A 20110-nucleotide genomic window follows, 5' to 3' on the forward strand; every position below is an offset into this window, starting at 1 on the left:
GGTTCATTCCCCCAGGTCGAGAGTGAGTTTGGTGACGGCGAACGCCTCGGCGTAGCGCTCGTGGCATTCGATGCCCCGGATCCGCGCGAGGCCGAGGAAGGCCTCCCGGTCGTACCAGGGCCGGTGCCGCTGCGAGGGGTAGTGCTCCTGCAGCAGCCGCACCTTCCGCTCGGCGGTCTCCGGCGACAGCGGCTGATAGGCGGAGGGACGGCCCACGTCGCCGTCCCACTTGACGATCTCGTAGCCGAGCACGAGGTGGTCACGGAATCCCGTGGTCATCAGCTTGGCCAGGCCCCGGTGGTCCTGGTGCGCGTCGTCGGTGCGCGGCGCGAGGACCAGGTCCGGATCGGTCCGGGCGCGCAGCTCCTCCACCGCGGCCTTGGCCTCGTCCCAGTGCGCGGGCAGCCGGCCGTCGGGCAGCTTCAGCACGGTCAGCCGCAGATCGGCGTCCGGGCAGAAGGCGGCGAGCGCGGCCCGCTCCTCGTCCTCCCGGTCGCCGCCACCGCCGGAGAGCACCAGCGCGTCGACCCGGACGCCCGGCCGCGCGAGGCACACCGTCAGCAGGGTGCCGCCCGCGCCGATCGCGATGTCGTCGCAGTGCGCGCCCACCGCGACGATCCGGTCCAGGCCCCCGGCCCCGAGACGTATCACGCGGTCCCCACCCCGCCCGCGGTCGCGCCGCCCCGCTCCCACACGGCCCACGGGCGGTCGCCCCGGGCGTACCCGGCGTCGAGCGCGGCGCGTTCCTTCACGGTGTCGGTCGGCTTCCAGAAGCCCCGGTGCTGGTGCGCCACGAGCCGCCCGCCCTTGGCCAGGCCCGCGCAGCCGTCCGCGACCAGGTCCCCGTTCTCCGGTATGTGGTCGAAGACCTCCTGCCGGAGGACGAAGTAGCCGCCGTTCTCCCACAGCGGCAGCTCGCTCACGGCGGTGATACCGCCGACCAGGCCGTCCTCGGCGAGTTCCACGCAGTGGAACGAGGACTGCGGCGGCACCACCATCATCGACGCCCCGGCGTCCCGCCGCGAGAACCGGTCGATCATCTCCGGCAGCGGGGCGTCGGTGAGCACGTCGGCGTAGTTGGCGAGGAACATCTCGTCGCCGTCCAGATGGTGCCGCACCCGGCGCAGCCGCTCCCCGATCGGCGACTCCACCCCGGTCTGCGCGAACGTGATCGTCCAGTCGGATATGTCCGTGGACAGCAGCTCCGTACGGCCCCGGCGCAGCACGAAGTCGTTGGACGTCGTCTCCTCGTAGTGGAGGAAGAAGTCCTTGATGTGATGGGCCCCGTACCCCAGGCACAGGATGAACTCCTTGTGCCCGAAGTGCGCGTAGTAGCGCATGACGTGCCAGATCAGCGGCCGGGGGCCGACCATCGCCATCGGCTTGGGCACGTCGTCGGCGGTTCCGTTGCGCATCCGCATCCCGTAACCGCCGCAGAACAGCACGACCTTCATGACTTCACCTCGACGACGCTCAGTTCCGGGATGGGGAAGACCAGCCGGCCGCCCCACTCGTGGACGAAGGACAACTGCTCGACCAGCTCGTCCCGCAGGTTCCACGGCAGGACCAGGACGTAGTCCGGCCGGTCGGCGGCTATCCGCTCCGGCGGAAGGATCGGGACACGGGTGCCCGGAGTGAACCTGCCGTGCTTGTACGGGTTGCGGTCCACCGTGTACGCCAGCAGGTCCGGCCGCACACCGCAGTGGTTGAGCAGGGTGTTGCCCTTGCCCGGGGCGCCGTAGCCGACGACCGTCTCACCGCGCTCGGCCGCCTCGACGAGGAACTTCAGGAGGTCCCTGCGCACCTTCGCCACCCGCGCCGAGAAGTCCGTGTACCCGGACAGCTCCTGGAGCCCGGCGGCCTTCTCCCGGGCCAGCACGTCCGCCACCCTCCCCGTCGGCTCCCCGGCCGCCTCCGACGGCCGGGCCCACAGCCGGATCGAACCGCCGTGCGTGGGCAGCAGCTCGACGTCCACCAGGGTCAGCCCGCCGCTCGCCAGCGCCCGGATCGCGGACGCGACCGTGTAGTACTGGAAGTGCTCGTGGTAGATCGTGTCGTACTGGTTCTCCTCGATCAGGGTCAGCAGGTGCTGCACCTCGATGGAGACCCAGCCGTCGTCGGCGACCAGCGAACGCAGCCCCCGGGTGAAACCGACCACGTCGGGGATGTGCGCGTACACGTTGTTGGCGACGACCAGGTCCGCAGGACCGTGCTCGGCCCGGACGGCCGAACCGGTCTCCGGGGACAGGAACGCGGTGAGCGTGGGCACGCCCGCCTCCCGCGCGGCGGCGCCCACGTTCACCGAGGGCTCCACACCGAGGCAGCGCATCCCCCGGTCCACCACGTGCCGCAGCAGATAGCCGTCGTTGCTCGCGACCTCGACGACGAAGGCGTCCGGACCCAGGCCCGCCCGCCGTACGGCGTCCTCGACGAACACCCGGGCGTGCTCCACCCAGGACGTCGAGTACGACGAGAAGTACGCGTACTGCGTGAACGTCTCCTCCGGTGTGATCAGCGGAGGTATCTGCGCGAGCCAGCAGTCGGTGCAGACCCGCAGGTGCAGCGGGTACGTCGGTTCCGGCCGGTCCAGTTCCTCCGCGGCCAGAAAGCTCTCGCACGGCGGAGTCGCCCCCAGATCGACGACGCTGACCAGCGCCTCCGAACCGCAGAGTCGGCATCCTGTCATCTACTTCCCCCATTCCCTGCCCGCGCGGTCGTCCCGCCGCGGGCCCGTGTTCCCGTTGTCTGTCGGCGGCGCGCCGTGCCCGCCGCCGGACCGCCCCGCCATCGCGGCGCGGTACCCCTCCACCAGACGTTCCAGGCCGACGGCGGGGCTGAAGCCCCGCTCGTACCGGCGCCGGGCCGCCCGGCCCATCTCCTGGTTGCGGTCCGGATCGGCCGTGACCTCCCGCACCCGGGACGCCAGCGAACCGGACTCGCCCGGCCGGTGCAGCAGCCCCGTCACCCCTTCCTCGACGAGCTCGACGAAGGCGCCGTGACCGGCGGCGACGGCCGGAACCCCCGCCGCCATCGCCTCCGCGACCACCAGACCGAAGGTCTCCAGAGCCATCGAGGGAGCCAGCACGGCCACCGAACGGGCGACCGCCTCGCGGCACTCCGCCGGATCCAGCAGCCCCGCGTACCGCACGTCCTCCCGGCCCGCCGCCCACGCGGTCACCTCCGGCTGCAGCGGGCCCGCCCCGGCGATCACCAGAGGCACGCCCACCCCGCCCCCGGCGGCCAGCTCGTCCCACGCGGTCATCAGGAGCCGTATCCCCTTGGCCTCCGCGAGCCGCCCCAGGAACAGCAGGTGCTCACCGGCGCCCTCGCGGCGGGCGGCCGGGTCGGGCACGAAGTTGTGCTTCACCGCCAGCCGCTCCGACGGCATCCCGGACCGCACCAGCACGTCCCGCTGCGCCCGCGAGATGCAGAAGAACCGCTCCACGCCGGACCACCACCGCCGCCGGTTGACCGACAGACCGACCGCGACCGGAACCGTCGCGAGCCGGGAGTCGCGGTAACAGCCGTGCCGGACGGCGGGCAGCGCCCACGCGGTCCCGACGCACTCCGTGCACGACCGGCCCTCCCGGTGCAGCGTGCCCGGCGGGCACACCTGGGTGTAGTTGTGCAGCGTGGCGACGACGGGCACACCGACGTCGGCGCAGGCGGCGAGCACCGCGGGCGACAGCAGCGGAAAGACGTTGTGGACGTGCACCACGTCCGGCCGGTCGGCCCTGAGCCGGGCGGCGAGCTCCTTACGGACCCCCGGATTCCACGGCACGAGCAGCGGCACGGCCACCTTGCCCAGCAGCGACCGGCCGGCGATGTCGTCACTGCGCCGCTCGAACAGCTCGACCCGGTGGCCGCCCGCCCGCAGCAGTTCCACCTCCTCGTCGACGACCCTGTTCTCCCCGCTCGGCTGCGCCGAGGAGTATCGGTTGTGGACCACCAGGACATACATCTCAGGTCACCTCCGGGCCCATCGCGGGACACGTCGTCGGGGCATGTGGGGTGTCGGAAGGGGCTCGGCCGGGACGGGGGCCGCGAGCAGCGAGGCGGCCAGGGCCAGGTGCAGGAGGTACGCGGAGGCGTCGCCGAGCCCCACCTCGGTGTACGAGGAGATCGCGCAGTAGCTGATCAGGAAGATCGCGCAGGCCCTCGGCAGCGACGGCGGCCGGAGCAGCGCGACACCGCCCAGCACGACGATCATCGACGCGACGAGCGCGACCCCGGTCAGACCCTGCTCGTGATAGACGGCCAGCCAGCTGTTGTCGATCGGCAGGCCGTCGAACGACTTGTCGCCCAGGCCCGTACCGAACGCCCGCTCCCCGAGCGTGCGGGGCATGGACAGGAGCGAGTCCCACACCACGGCCCGGCCCGTGAGGTTGGCGAAGTTCTCCTGGCTCTGCCCGCGCAGGAACCACGCCTGCATCGCGGAACTGAACGCCACCGCCGCCACCGTGCCGCACACCACCGCCCAGGCGAAGAACCGGCGGGCGGCGGCGCTGGTCAGGACGAGCGAGCCGATCGCGAGGGACAGCCCGACGAGCAGACCGAGCGTGGCCGTCCGGGTGTGGGTCATCGCGAGCAGCACCGCCGACAGCACGATGACCGCCGCCGCGTTGGCCCCGCTGGTCCGACGGCCGAGCAGCAGGAGCACCGTCAGCCCGATGATCACCGCGGAGTACTGCCCGATCTGCGGCGGGGTCAACGGCCACAGCGCGCCGACGAGCCGCCCGCCGTAGTACTCGGGCATGGCCGTCCCCGGTGCGACCGCCAGCCCGACCGCCACCAGCACGAGCACCGCGAAGTACATCCGGACGTGGTACCGGACGAACGTCAGACCACCGTCCCACCAGCGGCTGAGCAGCCACAGCGTGCCGACGAACAGCGACAGCCGGGCACAGCGGAACAACGCGCCGAACCCGACCTCCAACTGCACGCTGGCGATCAGACTCGGCACCAGCAGCAGGGTGAGCAGGAACACGAAGGCACTGGGCCGGATGCGCAGCCGGGGATTGAGCACGAGCGCCAGCGCGAACGCGGTGACCAGCGCGCCCATGGTGGCCATCTGTATCAAGGAGCGCGGGATCGCCACGACGGTCTTCGCCCCGGCCGAGCCCAGCGTGTTGAGACCGAGCAGCGCCCAGACCACACCGACGGCCTTCGGCGTCCCGACGAGGCGCGCCACGGCACCGGGCTGCTCCTCCGGCACACCCGCCCCGTCCCGTTCCGCACCCCTGAGGTCCTCGCTCATCTCAGCCGCCCGACCGCGCGGTGAAGGTGCTGCCCGCGTCCTGGAGGTACGGAGCCCGCCGCCACTGCCCCGGATCGAGCTTCCGGCTCGGGTCGTTGGCCACGAAGGTCCACGGCCCCCGGTAGACGTTGTCGTGCCAGTGGTTGTGCTGTTCCAGGGTGATCGCCCGCGCCACCCGGTCGCCCCGGTACGGCGACCAGTCCGGGTAGGTGCCGTAGTTGGCCACCACCGCCATCCGGCCGCACCCCGCCGTGCACGCGAGGACGGACGGGTCGAGCAGGAACCGGTTGTCGTGGATGTCCACCCGCTGGGTCCGCCACCGGCAGTCCGCGTAGAGCGGTGCCCCGGCGATCGCCGGACGCGCGCAGCGCCCGGTGTCCTTCACGAGCAGCGTGCAGTAGCCGGTGGAGGTGTTGGCCGGACTGTTGCAGAACCGGTCCGCGTTCTCCCACAGGGTGATCCCGTTCCAGTTGTCCTCCAGCACGTTCCGGTAGATCTCGATCTTGTCCGTGCGGGCCGGGACCCGGGGCTCGCCGCCGGACTCGGAGACGTAGACCGTCGCGTACGGGAAGTCGTCGCCGCCGTCGGCGGACGCGCGCCCCTCGACCCAGTTGTTCCGCCGGATCGTGTTGTTCCGGATCACCGCGTTGTAGCTGGTCTCGTACACCAGCGCGGCACCGTCATTGGCCTCGATGACGTTGTCCTCGATACGGAAGTCGTTGTTGTTGTTGTCCGCCCACAACCCCGCGCCCCGGTTGTCGTGCACCCAGTTGCCCCGCACGTCGGCACCGTCGACCGCCCAGAACTTGATGCCCCCGCTGCACCCGCAGCCCGGCTCCCGCCGCTCCCAGTCGTCGGTGTTGTTCCCCACGACCTCGTTGCCCTCGACCACCAGACCACGGATGGAGTCACCCGTCTTGTACGCGTTCATCCCGTACTGCCCGTTGGCGCGCAGACAACTGCCCGTGAGCCGCTGACGCGCACCGGCCATCAGCCCCGCGCCGGAGTTGTGCTGGATCGTCGTGTGCTCGATCACCCAGCCGTCGGCCATGTCGTGATTGACCACGCCCTCGTTGTTCGGCGCGACGAAACGCTGCACCGTCAGATGGCTGAGCGTGACGCCCCGGGCGGTACCGCCGAACGCGTACTGGTTGACCTTCCCGCCGTCCAGGACGGCGCCCGGCGCGCCCAGGTAGCGGTTCCCCTCCTTCGGCACGACCTGCGCGTACCGGTCCCCGTCCAGCCGGTGCGTGCCCGGACGCAGCCAGAACGTGCTGCCCGCGGGGCTGCTCGCGGTCTTCGCCGCCAGATCACCGACCACCGAGGGATCCACCGACACCGCGCCCGCCGGGGCGGACACCGGGCCCGCCGCGGGCCCGTCGCACACCCGGGCCACGGACACGTCGGACGCCCCGGACGCGCTGGGCGCACCCGTCGGCGCCACCGGGGCGTCCGCCGTGCCCGTACAACCGGCCGCCACCGGCAGGACGAGCGCGAGCACCGCCACCGGCACCGCCCAGCGCCGCCTCCTGAACACCACGCCTCCTCCCCGGAACATGTCCCGCCGATCCGTACCGGGCCCGCGGGGCCCGGCCTCCCGTGTCGTCCTCACCCGCGCGAGGGCGCTAGTCGTGGAACGTGAGCACCGTGACGAACCCCTCCGCGCCCTCCGCGAGACCGGTGCCGGTACCGACCAGCGTGGTGGCGGGCTCCTTGCGCCCGAAGCCCGCGGAGTACCAGCCGAGCGGCGGCTCCGTCTCGCCCCGGTGCGCCCGCCAGGACAACTGGCCCGGGAGGTCGAGCACCGCCGAACGGTCCTCGCCGTCCCGGCTCCAGGTGAGCACCGCCCGGTTCCCCGACAGGTCCGCGCCGATCGCCGGACCGAGATGGAACGCCAGGCGCACCGGCCGGTCGCCGCGGATCTCGTCGACCACCCGCAACTCCCGCTCGGCGCGGGTCAGTTCCACCCGGCGGCGGTGCGTGGCCGGCTGGTAGCCGTCGTGCTCGGCGCACCACCGGGCCACCCCCTCGGAGCCGGGGTCCGCGACCAGGACCCGGGTACGGGCCTGCCGGGTCCACAGGAACGGACCGCCGGAAGCGGACTGGTCGGCGCCGTCCCACTCCAGCGTGTTGTGACCGAGGGTCGAGCGGAAGTACCGCCGCCACTCGGGCTGCCCGTGGTAGCAGAACGTCCCCGGGTCGGCGAGCACGTCCACCCCGTCGTGCCGCACCTCCACCGACAGCGCGTCCGCGTGGGCGTGCGCCGCGATCGACAGGAACCCGTGCGGACCGCCGTCGCAACGGCACCAGATCCCCCCGGGACCGCGCAGCACGGTCATGCCCGCGTCGGCGAAGTGGGCCGGGCGCTCCGCCGGACGGGTCACGGCCGGAGCCGTGGGCCGTACGAGCGAGGCCAGCAGCGGGGTGCGCACATCGGTGCCGGTCACCACCGGCCACCAGTCCAGCCGCCCGAACACGGCGTCCCCGGTGGCCAGCAGGGACCCCCACCGGTCGGTGCCCGCGCCGTCCACCACCAGCCCGTGACCGTCGTCGGCGTCCCCCTGGCGCGGCGGCCGCAGCCGGTCGTCCACGACGGCCGCGAGCGCGTCGGTCATCCGCAGCAGCACCAGCCGCACCGTCGGCGGCACCGGCACCCCGACGGCGTCCGCCTCCGCCACCGCCGCCAGACCCAGCTCCAGCACCAGACCGTGGTACTCGGAGGCCAGCTCACGGTTGAGACCGGAGAGGAAGGTGTTGCTCCGCAGATGCCGGCTGAGCGAGCGCAGCGCGTCGGCCCGCCACCGCCTGGAGGTGGGGAACCAGCCGAACGCGCAGGCCGCCGCGAGCTGCCCGGCCGCCTCGGCGATCACATGGTTGTTCGCCGACGAGCCCCTGCTGGGGAAGGCGGCCAGCCACCGCTGGTGGTGCCAGATCTGGTTCACCGCCACCGGGTTGTCCTCGAAGAGACCGGCCGCGCCCGGCCAGCCGTCGAGCAGCCGCCGGATCCACACCCAGGACAGCAGCCGGATGCCCAGCTCGATACCGCTGATCCAGTGCACCCCGCGCAGCGGCGCGTTGCCCGCCCACCACGACCGCAGGTGCTCGGCCACCCGCTCCGCGTACCGCTCGTCCCCGGTGACCGCGTAGGCGGCGGCGAGCACGGTGAGGTACTGGTGCCGGGACGGCTCCCAGATCTGCTTGATGTCCCCGACGACCTCCTCGTCCCGGTACGGCACGTCGAAGGCGTACCCCCACGGCGCCCGGCGCCCGGTCTTCGGGTCGTACCACCAGTCCGGGGCGACCAGGTCGTCGCGCTCCACCCCGAAGAACTCGCCGTGCCCCGCCATCAGCCGGTCCGCGTCCGCGACCAGCCGCTTCGCCGCGTCCGGCGGCACCGAGGCGAGCGCCCCGGCGGGCAGCACCGAGGTGAAGCGGCCACCGGTCACCCGGGGGCAGTCCGGCGGCGCCGACCGCCACCGCCGCCTGCGCACCGCGTCACCCACCCGGCCGCCGATCTCGCCCGGTTCCATCCGGGACAGCCGCCGCAGGTACCAGCCCGCGCTCATGGTCATCGCGGCCCCGCCAGCGTCACCGGCGCGCCACCGGCCAGGCTCGCCCCCACGGCGAGGGTCGCCGCCGTCGTGGCGACCAGCGACTCCAGCGGCACCGGCATCGGCCCGCCGGTCCGCACGGCCCGTACGAACGAGGCCAGCTCCGCGGACTGGCCCTTGTCCCGGGCCTTGGGCAGCCGCGAACTGACCCACCGCTTGCGGCCGTACACCGAGGCGCGCACGAAGTCGTCGAGCCGCAGCACCCTGCCGTCCGCCAGGAGGTCCAGCGTCTCCTTGGGGAAGCCCGAGGCACCGGTGGTGACGTAACTGATGGTGGCGGTCGACCCGTCCGGGTAGCCCAGCACGACCTGGAGGTCCTCGTTGCCGGGCGTGGTGATCGCGTACACCGAGACCGGATCGGCCCCGAGCAGCCAGCTCGCCGTGTCGATGAAGTGCCCGCCCTCGCCGACGAACCGCGAGCCCTCGCTGCCCTGCCGGAGGTACCAGCTGCCGTGTTCGAGGCGGCCCGCGTTGACCAGGTAGCGCAGGCTCGCCGGGCCGGTACGGTCGCCGAACTGCTTCCTGGCGTCCTGGAGCAGCGGCGCGAACCGGCGGTTGAAGCCCACCTGGAGCCGGTCGTTGCCGGACTCCTCCACCGCCGCGAGCACCCCCGCCAGTTCGTCCCCGGTGAGCGCCAGCGGCTTCTCCACGAACACCGTCTTGCCCGCGAGCAGCGCCTTGCGGGTCAGCTCGGCGTGCGAGCTGTGCCGGGTGACCACGAACACCGCGTCGACGGACCCGTCCCCCAGGACGGCGTCGAGATCGGTGGTCGCGCGGGCGAAGCCGAACTTCCGCTGCGCGTTGGCCCCGGACAGCGCCGTCGTGGTGACGACCGTGGACAGCTCGACGCCCTCCCGCCCGGCCAGGTGCGGAAGCAGCATCGACGTCGCGTAGTTCCCCGCGCCGACGAACGCGAGCCGCACCGGCTTCCCGGCGGACCGGGCCCGGACGGGCGCCCGGTCGCCGCGCGACACCACGGGCACGGTCACCGACGGGGCCGCCTCCCGCGCCGGGGACTCCTCCGGATACCGGAACAGCACGGCCACGGCCTTCAGCTCGCCGTCCTTCAGCCGCCGGTAGGTGTCGACGGCGTCGTCGAACGCGGCGATGTGCGAGACCAGCGGCTCCACGTCCACGCTGCCCCGCCCGAGGAGGTCGAGGAAGCAGGCCAGATTGCGGCGCTCGGTCCAGCGGACATAGCCGATCGGATAGTCCCGCCCCTCCAGCTCGTACTCCGGGTCGTACCGCCCGGGGCCGTAGCTCCGGGAGAACCGGACGTCCAGCTCCTTCTCGTAGTACGCGTTCCACGGCAGGTCCAGACGGCATTTGCCGATGTCCACGACCCGGCCCCGGTCCCGGCACAGCCGGGCCGCCAGCTCGACCGGCTGGTTGCTGTCGCCGCCCGCCGCCAGATACACCTGGTCCACACCGTGACCGTCGGTCAGCTCGGCGACGGCTGCCTCGACGGCCGCCGACGAGGGATCGCCGCAGGCCACGGCGCCGAGCCGCTCCGCCAGCTCGCACCGCGCCGGATCGGGATCGACCCCGACGACCCGGACGCCCGAGGCGGTGAGCAACTGCACCACCAGCTGCCCGATGAGCCCCAGACCGATGACCAGCGCCGACTCACCGAGCCGCGGTTCGCCCTGGCGGACGCCCTGGAGCGCGATCGACCCGACCGTGCCGAAGGCCGCGTGCCGGGGCGCGAGCCCGTCCGGCACCCTGGCGTACAGGTTCTTCGGCACCCAGTTCAGCTCGGCGTGCAGCGCGTGCTCGTTCCCCGCGCAGGCCACCAGGTCGCCGACCTTCACATCGTCGACCCCGGGGCCGACCTGCTCCACCACCCCGCACAGCGAGTAGCCCAGCGGCGTGTACGAGTCCAGCTTGCCCATCACCTTGCGGTAGGTCGCGGGCACTCCGTTGACGGCCACGCTCTGCATGACCTTGGCCACCTGGTCCGGGCGCGAGCGGGCCTTGCCCAGCATCGACATCCCGGCCTCGGACACCTTCATCAGCTCGGTCCCGGTGGATATCAGCGAATAGGCGGTACGGACCAGTACCCCGCCCGGCTTGCACCCCGGCACCGGCACGTCGAGCACCGTCAGCTCACCGCTCTTGTAGTTCTGCACGACCTGTTTCACCGAAGTCCCCTTGCTCCTACGCCGTCGGGCGTGCGTTCTCGCCGGACCCGGAGGTCGCGGCGCGGTACCAGTACTCGAGGGTCAGCACATGCCACAGATGTTTGGAGAAGTCCCGCTGCCCGGCGGCGTCCTCGGCGACCATCCGCGCCAGCGCGTCCCGGCGCAGGAACCCGGAACGGACGAGGACGCCGTCGTTCACCACCTCGCGCACCAGCGGCGCCAGGTCCCGGCTCATCCAGGCCCGCAGCGGGGCGCTGAACAGGCCCTTGGGCCGGTACACGATCTCCCGGGGCAGGATCGAGGTGGCCGCCTCCTTGAGGACGGCCTTGCCCTGCCGGCCGACGATCTTCCGGTCGCCGGGCACGGCGAACGCCGCCCTGACCACCTCGACGTCCACGTACGGCACCCGCACCTCGGTCGAGGCGGCCATGCTCGACCGGTCCGTGTACGTGAGGTTGAGACCCGGCAGGAACATCCGGGTGTCGCCCAGGCACATGCGGTTGACGAAGTCGTCGAGGTCGTTGTCCCGGTAGACGTCCGCGTGCTCGGTCAGCACGTCGTCGACCGTCCCGGCCAGGTCCGGATCGACCAGGTCCAGCAGCTCGCCCCGGTCGTACATGGTGTAGCTGCGGCGGAACGCGGTCTCCTCCGGCAGATCGGCGAAGGACAGGAACCGCTTGGCGAACCGCACCGACCGGTACCCCCGGCGGGCCGTGGCCACCGGCAGCCGGTCCACCGCCGCGGACAGACCGCGCCGCACCGGCCGGGGCACCCGCTGGTAGCGCAGCGCGATCAGATTCGCCAGGTGCTTGCGGTACCCGGCGAACAGTTCGTCGGCGCCCATCCCCGAGAGCATCACCTTGACCCCCGCCTCCCGGGCGGCCGAGCAGATCAGGAAGGTGTTGATCGCGGCCGGGTCGCCGATCGGTTCGTCCAGGGTCCGCGTCATCTGCGGCAGCAGGTCGAGCACGTCCGGGGCGATCTCGATCTCGTGCAGGTCGACGCCGAACCGCCCGGCCACCTGGCGGGCGTAGCGCAGGTCGTCGGGCATCGCCTCGAACTTGGCGTCCTCGGCGCGGAACCCGATCGTGTAGGCGGAGATGCCGGGCAGCTCACGGGAGGCGAGCGCGGTCAGATAGCTGGAGTCGAGGCCGCCGGAGAGGAAGGTCGCCACGGGGACGTCGGAGAGCAGATGACGCCGGGTCGACTCCTCGACGACGGCGGCGATGTCCGGCACGTCCCCCGAGAGGGCCCGCTCCCGGCCCTCGGCGGCGACCTCCCGGAGGTTCCAGAACCGGCCCCGCTCCACCCGGCCGTCCGGACGGCACCGCAGCCAGGTCCCCGGCGGCAGCTTCTCCGCCTCGCGGTACGCGCACCGGGTGTCCGGCACCCAGTAGTAGAGCAGCGAGGCCACCAGGGCCGCGTGGTCCACCTCCAGCGAACCGCCGGTGGCGGCGGCCAGCGCCTTCAGCTCGGAGGCGAACACCAGACCTCCGCCGCGCCGGAGCAGGAACAGCGGTTTGACGCCGAGCTGGTCGCGGGCGAGCACCAGCTCCCCGGTGCGCTCGTCGAAGATCCCGAACGCGAACATGCCGCGCAGCCGGGGCAGACAGTCCGTGCCCCAGCGCCGCCAGGCCTCCAGGAGCACCTCGGTGTCGGAGGTGCCGCGGAAGCGCACCCCGGCGGCCGTCAGCTCGGCGCGCAGCTCCGGCGCGTTGTACAGCTCGCCGTTGTACGTCAGGACGAGGCCGTCCGAGACCATCGGCTGGGCGCCGGTCTCCGACAGGTCGACGATGGCCAGTCGGCGATGACCGAGCTGCACCTCGCCGTCGCCCACGGGATGGCCGTACCGGCCCGCCCCGTCCGGCCCTCGGTGGGCGATGATGTCGGTGAGCCGGTCGGTCACGGCCTTCCCGTCCGGCCATCGGTAAGTCCCTGCGATGCCACACATGTGCTAGCGCGCCTCCTGGTCGCTGTCCGGGACCCTTGCCGCCCACATCGGCAGCCGTTCCGTCCGATGCCGTCCCGTGCCGTTCTGTCCCGCCGTTCCGCCCCGTCGGCCGCGCGGCGCGGCGCCGGGACCGTCCCACAGCGTGCCGTCCGTGCGGTCGCGCGGATCGGGGTCGATCAGCACCACACCGATCACCGGGATGTGCTGGTCCGCGAGCTGCCGTGCCACGGTGTGCAGCCAGGCGGCACTGCCGTGCCCCGCCCGTACGACGAGGACCGTCCGCGCACCGAGGTGCTGGAGGTCGGTCCACGCGGTGCCGGGCGCCACCGTGCCCACCCCGATCCGGAGTTCCTGTCCCGGTCCCGCCGGGGCGCTCTCGTCCCTGACCACGGTCGGGCCGCCCGGCCTTGCCCGCCGGTCGGCGAGCCGTCGGCGGGGCAGGGCGTCGACGACGACCACGGGTCCCTCCGTCCCCAGGGCCCCGGCGAGGTCCAGGGCGATCGTGCCCGTGGCGCCCGCGCAGCCCAGTTCGAGGAGCGACACCGGTCCGGTGGCGCGGCGCAGGGTGCGCGCCAGGGACGAGGTGAGCCGTTCCCGCGCCTCCCGGTCCCGTCGGCGCCCCCACAACCGGGGTGCCCGCCGGGGGAGTTCGGCGATGACCGAGGCGCCGAGGTGCGCGGCGACGTCCCGGCGCAACACGGGGCGGTCCGCCACCACCGCGCCGACCGAGACCACCGCGAGCCCGAGCGCGAGTCCCAGGGCGAGTCCGACCGCCGCGTTGGTGGCGGCGGTCCTGGGCAGGGAGTGCCGCACCACGCGCGGCGCGTCCACGATCTGCGTCCCGGCGACGAGCCGGGGCGTGCCGATCCCCGCACTGGCCGCCCGCTGGGCGAAGTCGGCTATCTGGGAGCTGAGTTCGGCCCGGCGGGCGAAGAGCGACTCCATGTCCGCCGACGCCTTCGTCCCGCTCGTCGCCGGTCCTTCGCCGATCGCCTTGTTGACCTGGGCGAGGTCCTTGCGCAGCCGGTCGCGCTGGTTCAGGAAGGCCTTGGCCTCGGCGTCCGAGACCTCCCGTATGCGTCGTACGTGGTCCGCGACGAACGCGTCGGCCAGCGCCCGCGTCCGGGCCACCGCCTCCGCGTCGGTCGCGCCCGTCACCGTGATCTGCAGGACGTTGTTGGTCAGCCCGGCGCCCTCGTAGTCCCGCATGAAGTCCTCCGGTTCCTCGCTGGACCCGAGGGACCGCAGGGCCGCACCGGCGATGCGCGTGGTGTGCAGCAGGGCGACATCGGTACGGATGAGCGTTCCGGGGTCGTTCGGCTGGTCCTCCTGGTGGGCGACCAGCACCTTGGTCGTCGCGGTGGGCGGCGGCGGCAGCAGGACCGCGAGGGCCGCTCCGGCGAGCAGCCCGAGCAGCGCCACGGCGGACCAGAGGCGTCGCCGCCTCCGTACCGCCACCACCAGGCTCTGGAGGTCGAGGAGCGGGGTGGCGGCCGTGGGCTCCGGGGCCGGGGGCGTCGTCACTCGGCACCTCCCGTGGGCCGCCCGGCGCCCGAGGACGCCGGGGCGGCGCCCTTCTTCCGGGAGCGGTCGGCGGACCGTGCCGAAGCGGCCCGGACCGTGCAGGCGACGACGACGCCCACGACGTCGTGCCCGGCGTCCGCGCAGGCCTCGCCGATGCCCGAGAGCTCCCCGGCCGTCCAACTGCCCGCGCTGAGCACCACCAGCGCCCCCGACTCGTCGTCGCGGTCCCGCACCATCGGCTGGGACACCGACACCTCCACGACCCGGGGCGCCGGGTGTCCGCCGCCCGGGGCGGGATCGGCCGCGGTCTCGGCGGCGAGCTCCCCGGCGGCCCTGCGCGCGGGCTCGTCACCCTCCGGGACGACGACCAGGAGCCGCAGCGGGGCCGGGACCTGCTCGCGGAGACGGGCGCCCACCCGCCGGTAGCGGATCCGGCCGCTGGCCTCGTCACCGGTCAGGGGGGTGGGCAGGTCCCACCGGACGTCGATGCCGAGGAGCCGACGCGCGAGGGCCCCGGGACCGGCGCCCTTCGCCCGGTCCGCCCGCCGCTCACCGGGCACCTCGACGGTGCCGAGGCTCGGCGCGCCGAGCGCCGCGGCGATCTCCGGCTCGGTGCGCAGACGGCGGCCCATCCGCGCGGTGGCGAGATGGCCGAGGACCGCGAGCAGGAAGAACAGGACGGCGCCGACGGCGACCAGTTGCGTCTTCGTCGGCGGCGCCTCCCCGGTCGGCCGGGTCGACGGTCCCATGACGACCATGTTGGCCTTGGCGGCGGGCTGGTCGGCCCGGTTCAGCTTGTCCACGGCCTCCTGGAGTGCCGTACGGAGCTTCGCCAGCTCCGTACGGGTCTGCACGCTCTCCACCGACCGCCCCTCCCCGGCGCCGTCGGCCAGTTCCGTGATGCGGCGGCTGGTCCGCTCCACCAGCTTCCGCAGCGCCTCGGGGCGCGAGGCGGCCTCGGGGTCGGTGTCGGCGCCCACGACCTGGGCGGCGTACGTGACGAACTGCTGGGCCGCCTGGTCGGAGAGCCGCTGGGCGCCCTCCGGGGTGTCCGCCGTGCCGGAGATCTTGATGATGTTGCCGTCGGCGACTCCGGCGCCCACCCGGTCGCGCAGCTCCTCGCCGTCGACCCCGGGCAGCGCGAGGGCGGTGGCCGTGCGGTCGAGCACCACCGAACTGACGGCGATCTGCGCCTGGGTCATCAGTTCGCGCTCTTCCCAGGCTCCCGGCAGCAGCACCGACGCCGAGGTCGTGTACCGGGGCGGGAGCAGCCAGGAGGTGCCGTAGCCGACGAGCGCGCCGACCACGGCGAGGGTGATGAGGAACCGTCGGCGCCGACGGATAATCCGCCCGATGGTGACCAGGCGTATCGTGTCGTCGCTCAACGGCGGTGCCTTTTTCCCTTTCGTACCGGGCCGCCCGCCGAGACCGGGACCTGGTCGCGGCAGGCGGCGGCGTAAGCGGCGAGCAGCGCGCGCTGGGAGTTGCGCCAGGCCAGCGGACCACTGATCCGCTCCTGGCCGATCTTGCCCATCCGGGCCCGCTCCTCCGGATCGTCCAGCAGCCGCGAGACGAGCCGCGCGAACTCGCCCTCGTCGTCGTCGGCGGCGTAGACGGCGGCCTCACCGGCGGACACCCGGGCCTCGCGGAGGTCGAACGAGACGATCGGCCGGCCCATCACCATGTACTCCAGGACCTTGTTCATGGTCGACACGTCGTTGAGCGGATTGCGCGGATCGGGGGAGAGGCACACGTCCGCCGTGGACAGGTACCGCACGAGATCGGCGTCCGGTACGCGCCCGGTGAACCGCACGTGCTCCGTGAGCCCCAGCCGCCGGGACAGCTCCACCATCGCGTCGAAGGCGTCCCCGCCGCCGACGAACACCGCGTGCCAGTCGGTCCTTCCGACCTCGTCGCGCAGCTTCGCCAGGGCCCGCAGCGCGTAGTCGACCCCGTCCTGGGGGCCCATCACACCGAGGTAGCACAGCAGATGGGGCTTGCCGTTCTTCAGCTCGGGCTCGGGCGGCACCGGATGGAAGCGCTCGATGTCGGGCGCGCTGCGCACCACGAACACGTCCTCCGGCCGCCGCCCCCCACGGCGCAGCGCGACGTCCCGGTAGCTCTCGTTCGTGGCGAGCACGATGTCCGCCGCCCGGTACGTCCGCCGTTCGAGGGCGCACACGGCGCGGTAGAGCAGGTCCTCGCCCCGGTCGAACCGGGAGAGGTACAGCTCGGGCACCAGGTCGTGCTGGTCGAAGACGAACCGTGCCCCGTGCCGCTTCAGCCACAGCGCGGGCAGGAACAGCAGGTCCGGCGGATTGCAGGCGTGGACCACGTCGACCGGGCCGACCCGGCGGGCCAGCCGGAGCGTGTGCCACAGCGCGGAGCCGTACTCCCGCAGATAACCGGCCGGTCCTCCGGTGGCCGCGCGCAGCGGATAGCGGTGGATCCGTACGCCGTCGATCACCGCCTCCGGTTCCGTGTCCCGTTTCTCCCCCCGGGGGCAGATGACGTGCACCTCCCACCCGGCGTCACGGAGCGTCGTGCACTCCTGCCACACCCGCCGGTCGAACGGCACCGACAGGTTCTCCACCAGGATCAGCGCGCGACGGGCCTGCCCGTCGCCGCCGGTCGTGTCACCAGGCAAGGCCCATGTACCCCGGTTCGGCCCGGCGCGCCTCGGCGTCGGGAAGGCGGACGAGATCGACGATCACCGGACCGTCGCCGTGGGGGAGCGCCGCGTGCACGGCCGGGTCACTGGTCCCGATCAGGCACACCTCGGCGTGGTCGAGGACCTCGTCGACGGATTCCGCGAGCAGTTGCGCCAGATGCGGCAGCCGGGTCTCGATGTACTCGCGGTTCGCGCCGAGCAGCCGGGACAGGTTGACGTTGGGATCGTAGATCCGCAGGTCGTACCCCTTGCCGAAGAGCCGCTCGGCCAGCTCGACGAGCGGGCTCTCGCGGAGGTCGTCGGTGCCGGGTTTGAAGGACAGGCCGAACATCCCCACCCGCCGTTTCCCGGTGCGCTCGACCAGTTCGACCGCGCGCTGCAGGTGGTCGGAGTTGGAGGGCAGCACATGGGCGAGGATGGGCACCGAGACGTCGGCCCGCTGGGCCGCGTGGACCAGGCTGCGCAGGTCCTTGGGCAGGCAGGACCCGCCGAAGGCGAAGCCGGGCCGCAGATAGGCGGCGCTGATGTTCAGTTTGCGGTCCGCCAGGAAGACGTCCATCACCTGGTGCGAGTCCACCCCGAGCGCCTGGCACACCGCGCCCAGCTCGTTGGCGAAGCCGATCTTGAGGCCGTGGAAGGCGTTGTCCGCGTACTTGATCGCCTCGGCCGTCGGGACCGGGACCCGGAACACCTCGCCGGGCAGCCCCTCGTACAGCGCCGCCACCGTGTCGCCGCTCGCCGCGTCGAGTTCGCCGATCACCGTCTTGGGCGGGTCGAAGAAGTCCCGCACGCTGGTGCCCTCGCGGAGGAACTCCGGGTTGACCGCGACCCCGAAGTCGACCCCCGCGGTGCCGCCGACGTACTTCTCCAGGATCGGCACGAGCAGGTTCAGACAGGTGCCCGGAAGCATGGTGCTGCGGAACACGACGGTCTGCCGCCCGCCGCGCTCGGCCACGGCGGCACCGATCTCCTCGGTGACCCGCTCCAGATAGGTGGTGCACAGACTGCCGTTGGGTTCCGACGGCGTGCCCACGCAGATCAGGGACACCTCGCTGTTCGCTATCGCCTCGTGGACGTCCGCGGTGGCGCGTAACGCCCCCGCCTCCACGACCTCGGCGATCAGCTCGCCGATCCGTTCCTCCACGACCGGCGCCTTGCCGTCGTTGACCAGGTCGACCTTCACCTGGCTGACGTCCACTCCGATGACCTCGTGCCCGAGGCTGGCCAGGCACGCGGCCGACACACAACCCACATAGCCGAGCCCGAAGACGCTGACCCTCATGTTCCGTTCCTCCCCCAGGGCAGGCCCTCGTGGCCCGCCGTTCGCGCACTGCCTGACGACGCCCCCGTGCGTCAATAAGCTCCCTGCCCGTAGAACACCGCCCGCAGCGTCTTCCAGAGGATCACCGCGTCCAGGGCGAGCGACCAGTCCTCCACGTACCGCAGGTCCAGCCGCACCGCCTCCTCCCACGGCAGGTCGCTGCGTCCGCTGATCTGCCACAGACCGGTGAGCCCGGGTTTCACCAGCAGCCGCCGCCGGATGTCCGGGGCGTACGCGGCGGACTCCTCCGGCAGCGGGGGCCGGGGACCGACCAGCGACATCGACCCCGTGAGCACGTTGAACAGCTGCGGGAGTTCGTCTATCGAGTACCGGCGCAGCACCGCCCCCACCCGGGTCACCCGCGGATCCCTGCGGAGCTTGAACAGCAGGCCCGCGCCCTCGTTGCGGTCCGCCAGCGCGGCCCGCGCCCGGTCGGCTCCGGAGACCATGGTGCGGAACTTCAGGATGGTGAACTCGCGCCCGTCCTTGCCGACCCTGCGCTGGCGGTAGACCGCCCCGCCCCGGCTGTCCGCCAGGACGAGCAGCCCGACGAGCAGCATCAGCGGCGAGAACAGCATCAGCAGGACCGCCGCGCCCAGCCGGTCGACGACCTCCTTGACCGCCCGGTGGCCCCCGGTGAAGGCCGGCATACTGACCCGCAGCAGCGGTATCCCGAGCACCGCGTCGACGTGCAGCCGGGGCCCGGCCACCTCCATGAGCACCGGCGCCACGACCATCTCGGCGTCGCTGCCCTCCAGGTTCCAGGCCAGCCGCTGGAGCCGGTCCGGCGACCAGTGCGGGTCCGGGGTGACCGCGACGACCCGGTAGCCGTCGCGCCGGACGTGCCCCGCGACATCGCCCAGCCGGCCGACGACCGGCACCCCGTCCAGTTGGTCGCCTTCGAGCGAGGGGCTGCCCGCGGTGCACACCGCCTCGACCCGCCAGCCGAGGTGCGGGAACTTACGGGTCCGGGATATCAGGTCCCGCACGGTGGCCAGGCTCCCGGCCGCGAGCACCGGCCGCAGGCACCTGCCCTCTTTCCGCTGTTTGTGCAGCCAGAGACGGAGGAGATACCGCTCGGTCATGGTGACGAGTGCGATCGCGGGAATCGCCACGAAGATCCACAGTTTGATATTCCGTGAGGTGAGGGCTATTCCCCCGAGCGACAGTACGACGGTCGCCGTGAACAGTGAGCGCCCGAGACGACGGAATTCCTCGGCGCCCTGGCCGAGAACGGCCGGAGCCCACGATCTCGTGACCGCGAGCGCGCCCAGCACCAGCAGTTCGGTGCCGAATGCGAGAATTCCCCACTTCTCGTGCCAGTTGGCCGCGTCCCGGGCCCCGAAGAAGTTCCCTATGGCCGCCACGACGAAGGCGGTCGCCGCTGTGTCGCTGAGGATCACCGCACGGCGGTACCGCTGCTCCCAGTCGCTCGCGGGCTGTCTGACCGCCCGGTTGATCGGCCCGTTCTCCAGCGGTCCGCGCGCCGATGGAAACGGGCTGACTAACTCCCCCTGCTGCACGGACCCCCCCAGGGTTCCAGTGGATTCGACGTGGTGGCTCCACACGGTTCTTCTCCCCCCACGGAGGCCCCCGCCTCCCGCACGATCCTCCCCTCGGGAGGCCCCCGCCCC

The 20110-nt window shown here is 72.6% G+C and carries 14 protein-coding genes; all 14 read right to left on the bottom strand.

What is annotated here, in order from left to right:
• Nucleotides 1-3 precede the first annotated feature (3 nt).
• Nucleotides 4-651 carry a PIG-L deacetylase family protein gene (locus ACIO92_RS26315; RefSeq protein WP_402283074.1) on the bottom strand — a complete coding sequence of 216 codons (648 nt, stop codon included), beginning with the start codon at nucleotides 649-651 and terminating at the stop codon, nucleotides 4-6.
• Complete coding sequence (locus ACIO92_RS26320; protein WP_402283072.1) at nucleotides 648-1454, bottom strand: glucose-1-phosphate cytidylyltransferase; 807 nt, start codon at nucleotides 1452-1454, stop codon at nucleotides 648-650. Before ACIO92_RS26320 ends, ACIO92_RS26315 begins: the two co-directional genes overlap by 4 nt.
• Entirely contained in the window at nucleotides 1451-2686 is a 1236-nt protein-coding gene (locus ACIO92_RS26325) for a class I SAM-dependent methyltransferase (RefSeq protein ID WP_366443381.1), read from the bottom strand. The genes ACIO92_RS26320 and ACIO92_RS26325 overlap by 4 nt, the downstream gene beginning before the upstream one ends.
• Complete coding sequence (locus ACIO92_RS26330; protein ID WP_366443382.1) at nucleotides 2687-3961, bottom strand: glycosyltransferase; 1275 nt, start codon at nucleotides 3959-3961, stop codon at nucleotides 2687-2689.
• A gap of 6 nt (nucleotides 3962-3967) precedes the next feature.
• Nucleotides 3968-5257, bottom strand: a complete 1290-nt coding sequence (locus ACIO92_RS26335) for an O-antigen ligase domain-containing protein (RefSeq protein ID WP_366443383.1) — start codon at nucleotides 5255-5257, stop codon at nucleotides 3968-3970.
• A 1-nt stretch (nucleotide 5258) separates the two neighbouring features.
• Entirely contained in the window at nucleotides 5259-6794 is a 1536-nt protein-coding gene (locus tag ACIO92_RS26340; protein ID WP_402596780.1) for a right-handed parallel beta-helix repeat-containing protein, read from the bottom strand.
• Nucleotides 6795-6882: 88 nt separating this feature from the next.
• Nucleotides 6883-8829, bottom strand: a complete 1947-nt coding sequence (locus ACIO92_RS26345; protein WP_402059221.1) for an alginate lyase family protein — start codon at nucleotides 8827-8829, stop codon at nucleotides 6883-6885.
• Nucleotides 8826-11009: a bi-domain-containing oxidoreductase gene (locus ACIO92_RS26350; protein ID WP_366443387.1), complete on the bottom strand. Its 2184-nt coding sequence runs from the start codon at nucleotides 11007-11009 to the stop codon at nucleotides 8826-8828. The genes ACIO92_RS26345 and ACIO92_RS26350 overlap by 4 nt, the downstream gene beginning before the upstream one ends.
• A 16-nt stretch (nucleotides 11010-11025) precedes the next feature.
• Complete coding sequence (gene asnB / locus ACIO92_RS26355) at nucleotides 11026-12960, bottom strand: asparagine synthase (glutamine-hydrolyzing) (RefSeq protein WP_402059219.1); 1935 nt, start codon at nucleotides 12958-12960, stop codon at nucleotides 11026-11028.
• A 3-nt stretch (nucleotides 12961-12963) separates the two neighbouring features.
• Entirely contained in the window at nucleotides 12964-14484 is a 1521-nt protein-coding gene (locus ACIO92_RS26360) for a Wzz/FepE/Etk N-terminal domain-containing protein (protein WP_366443389.1), read from the bottom strand.
• Complete coding sequence (locus ACIO92_RS26365; protein ID WP_366443390.1) at nucleotides 14481-15869, bottom strand: Wzz/FepE/Etk N-terminal domain-containing protein; 1389 nt, start codon at nucleotides 15867-15869, stop codon at nucleotides 14481-14483. The genes ACIO92_RS26360 and ACIO92_RS26365 overlap by 4 nt, the downstream gene beginning before the upstream one ends.
• Nucleotides 15866-17131 (bottom strand): glycosyltransferase family 4 protein, encoded by a 1266-nt coding sequence (locus ACIO92_RS26370; protein ID WP_402283067.1) that lies wholly within the window; start codon nucleotides 17129-17131, stop codon nucleotides 15866-15868. Before ACIO92_RS26370 ends, ACIO92_RS26365 begins: the two co-directional genes overlap by 4 nt.
• Nucleotides 17121-18437, bottom strand: a complete 1317-nt coding sequence (locus ACIO92_RS26375; RefSeq protein ID WP_366443392.1) for a nucleotide sugar dehydrogenase — start codon at nucleotides 18435-18437, stop codon at nucleotides 17121-17123. Before ACIO92_RS26375 ends, ACIO92_RS26370 begins: the two co-directional genes overlap by 11 nt.
• Before the next feature lie 71 nt (nucleotides 18438-18508).
• Entirely contained in the window at nucleotides 18509-19999 is a 1491-nt protein-coding gene (locus tag ACIO92_RS26380; protein WP_366443393.1) for a sugar transferase, read from the bottom strand.
• Between the last annotated feature and the right edge of the window lie 111 nt (nucleotides 20000-20110).

It is taken from the genome of Streptomyces sp. NPDC087215 (genome assembly GCF_044744885.1).
Classification (GTDB): Bacteria; Actinomycetota; Actinomycetes; order Streptomycetales; family Streptomycetaceae; genus Streptomyces.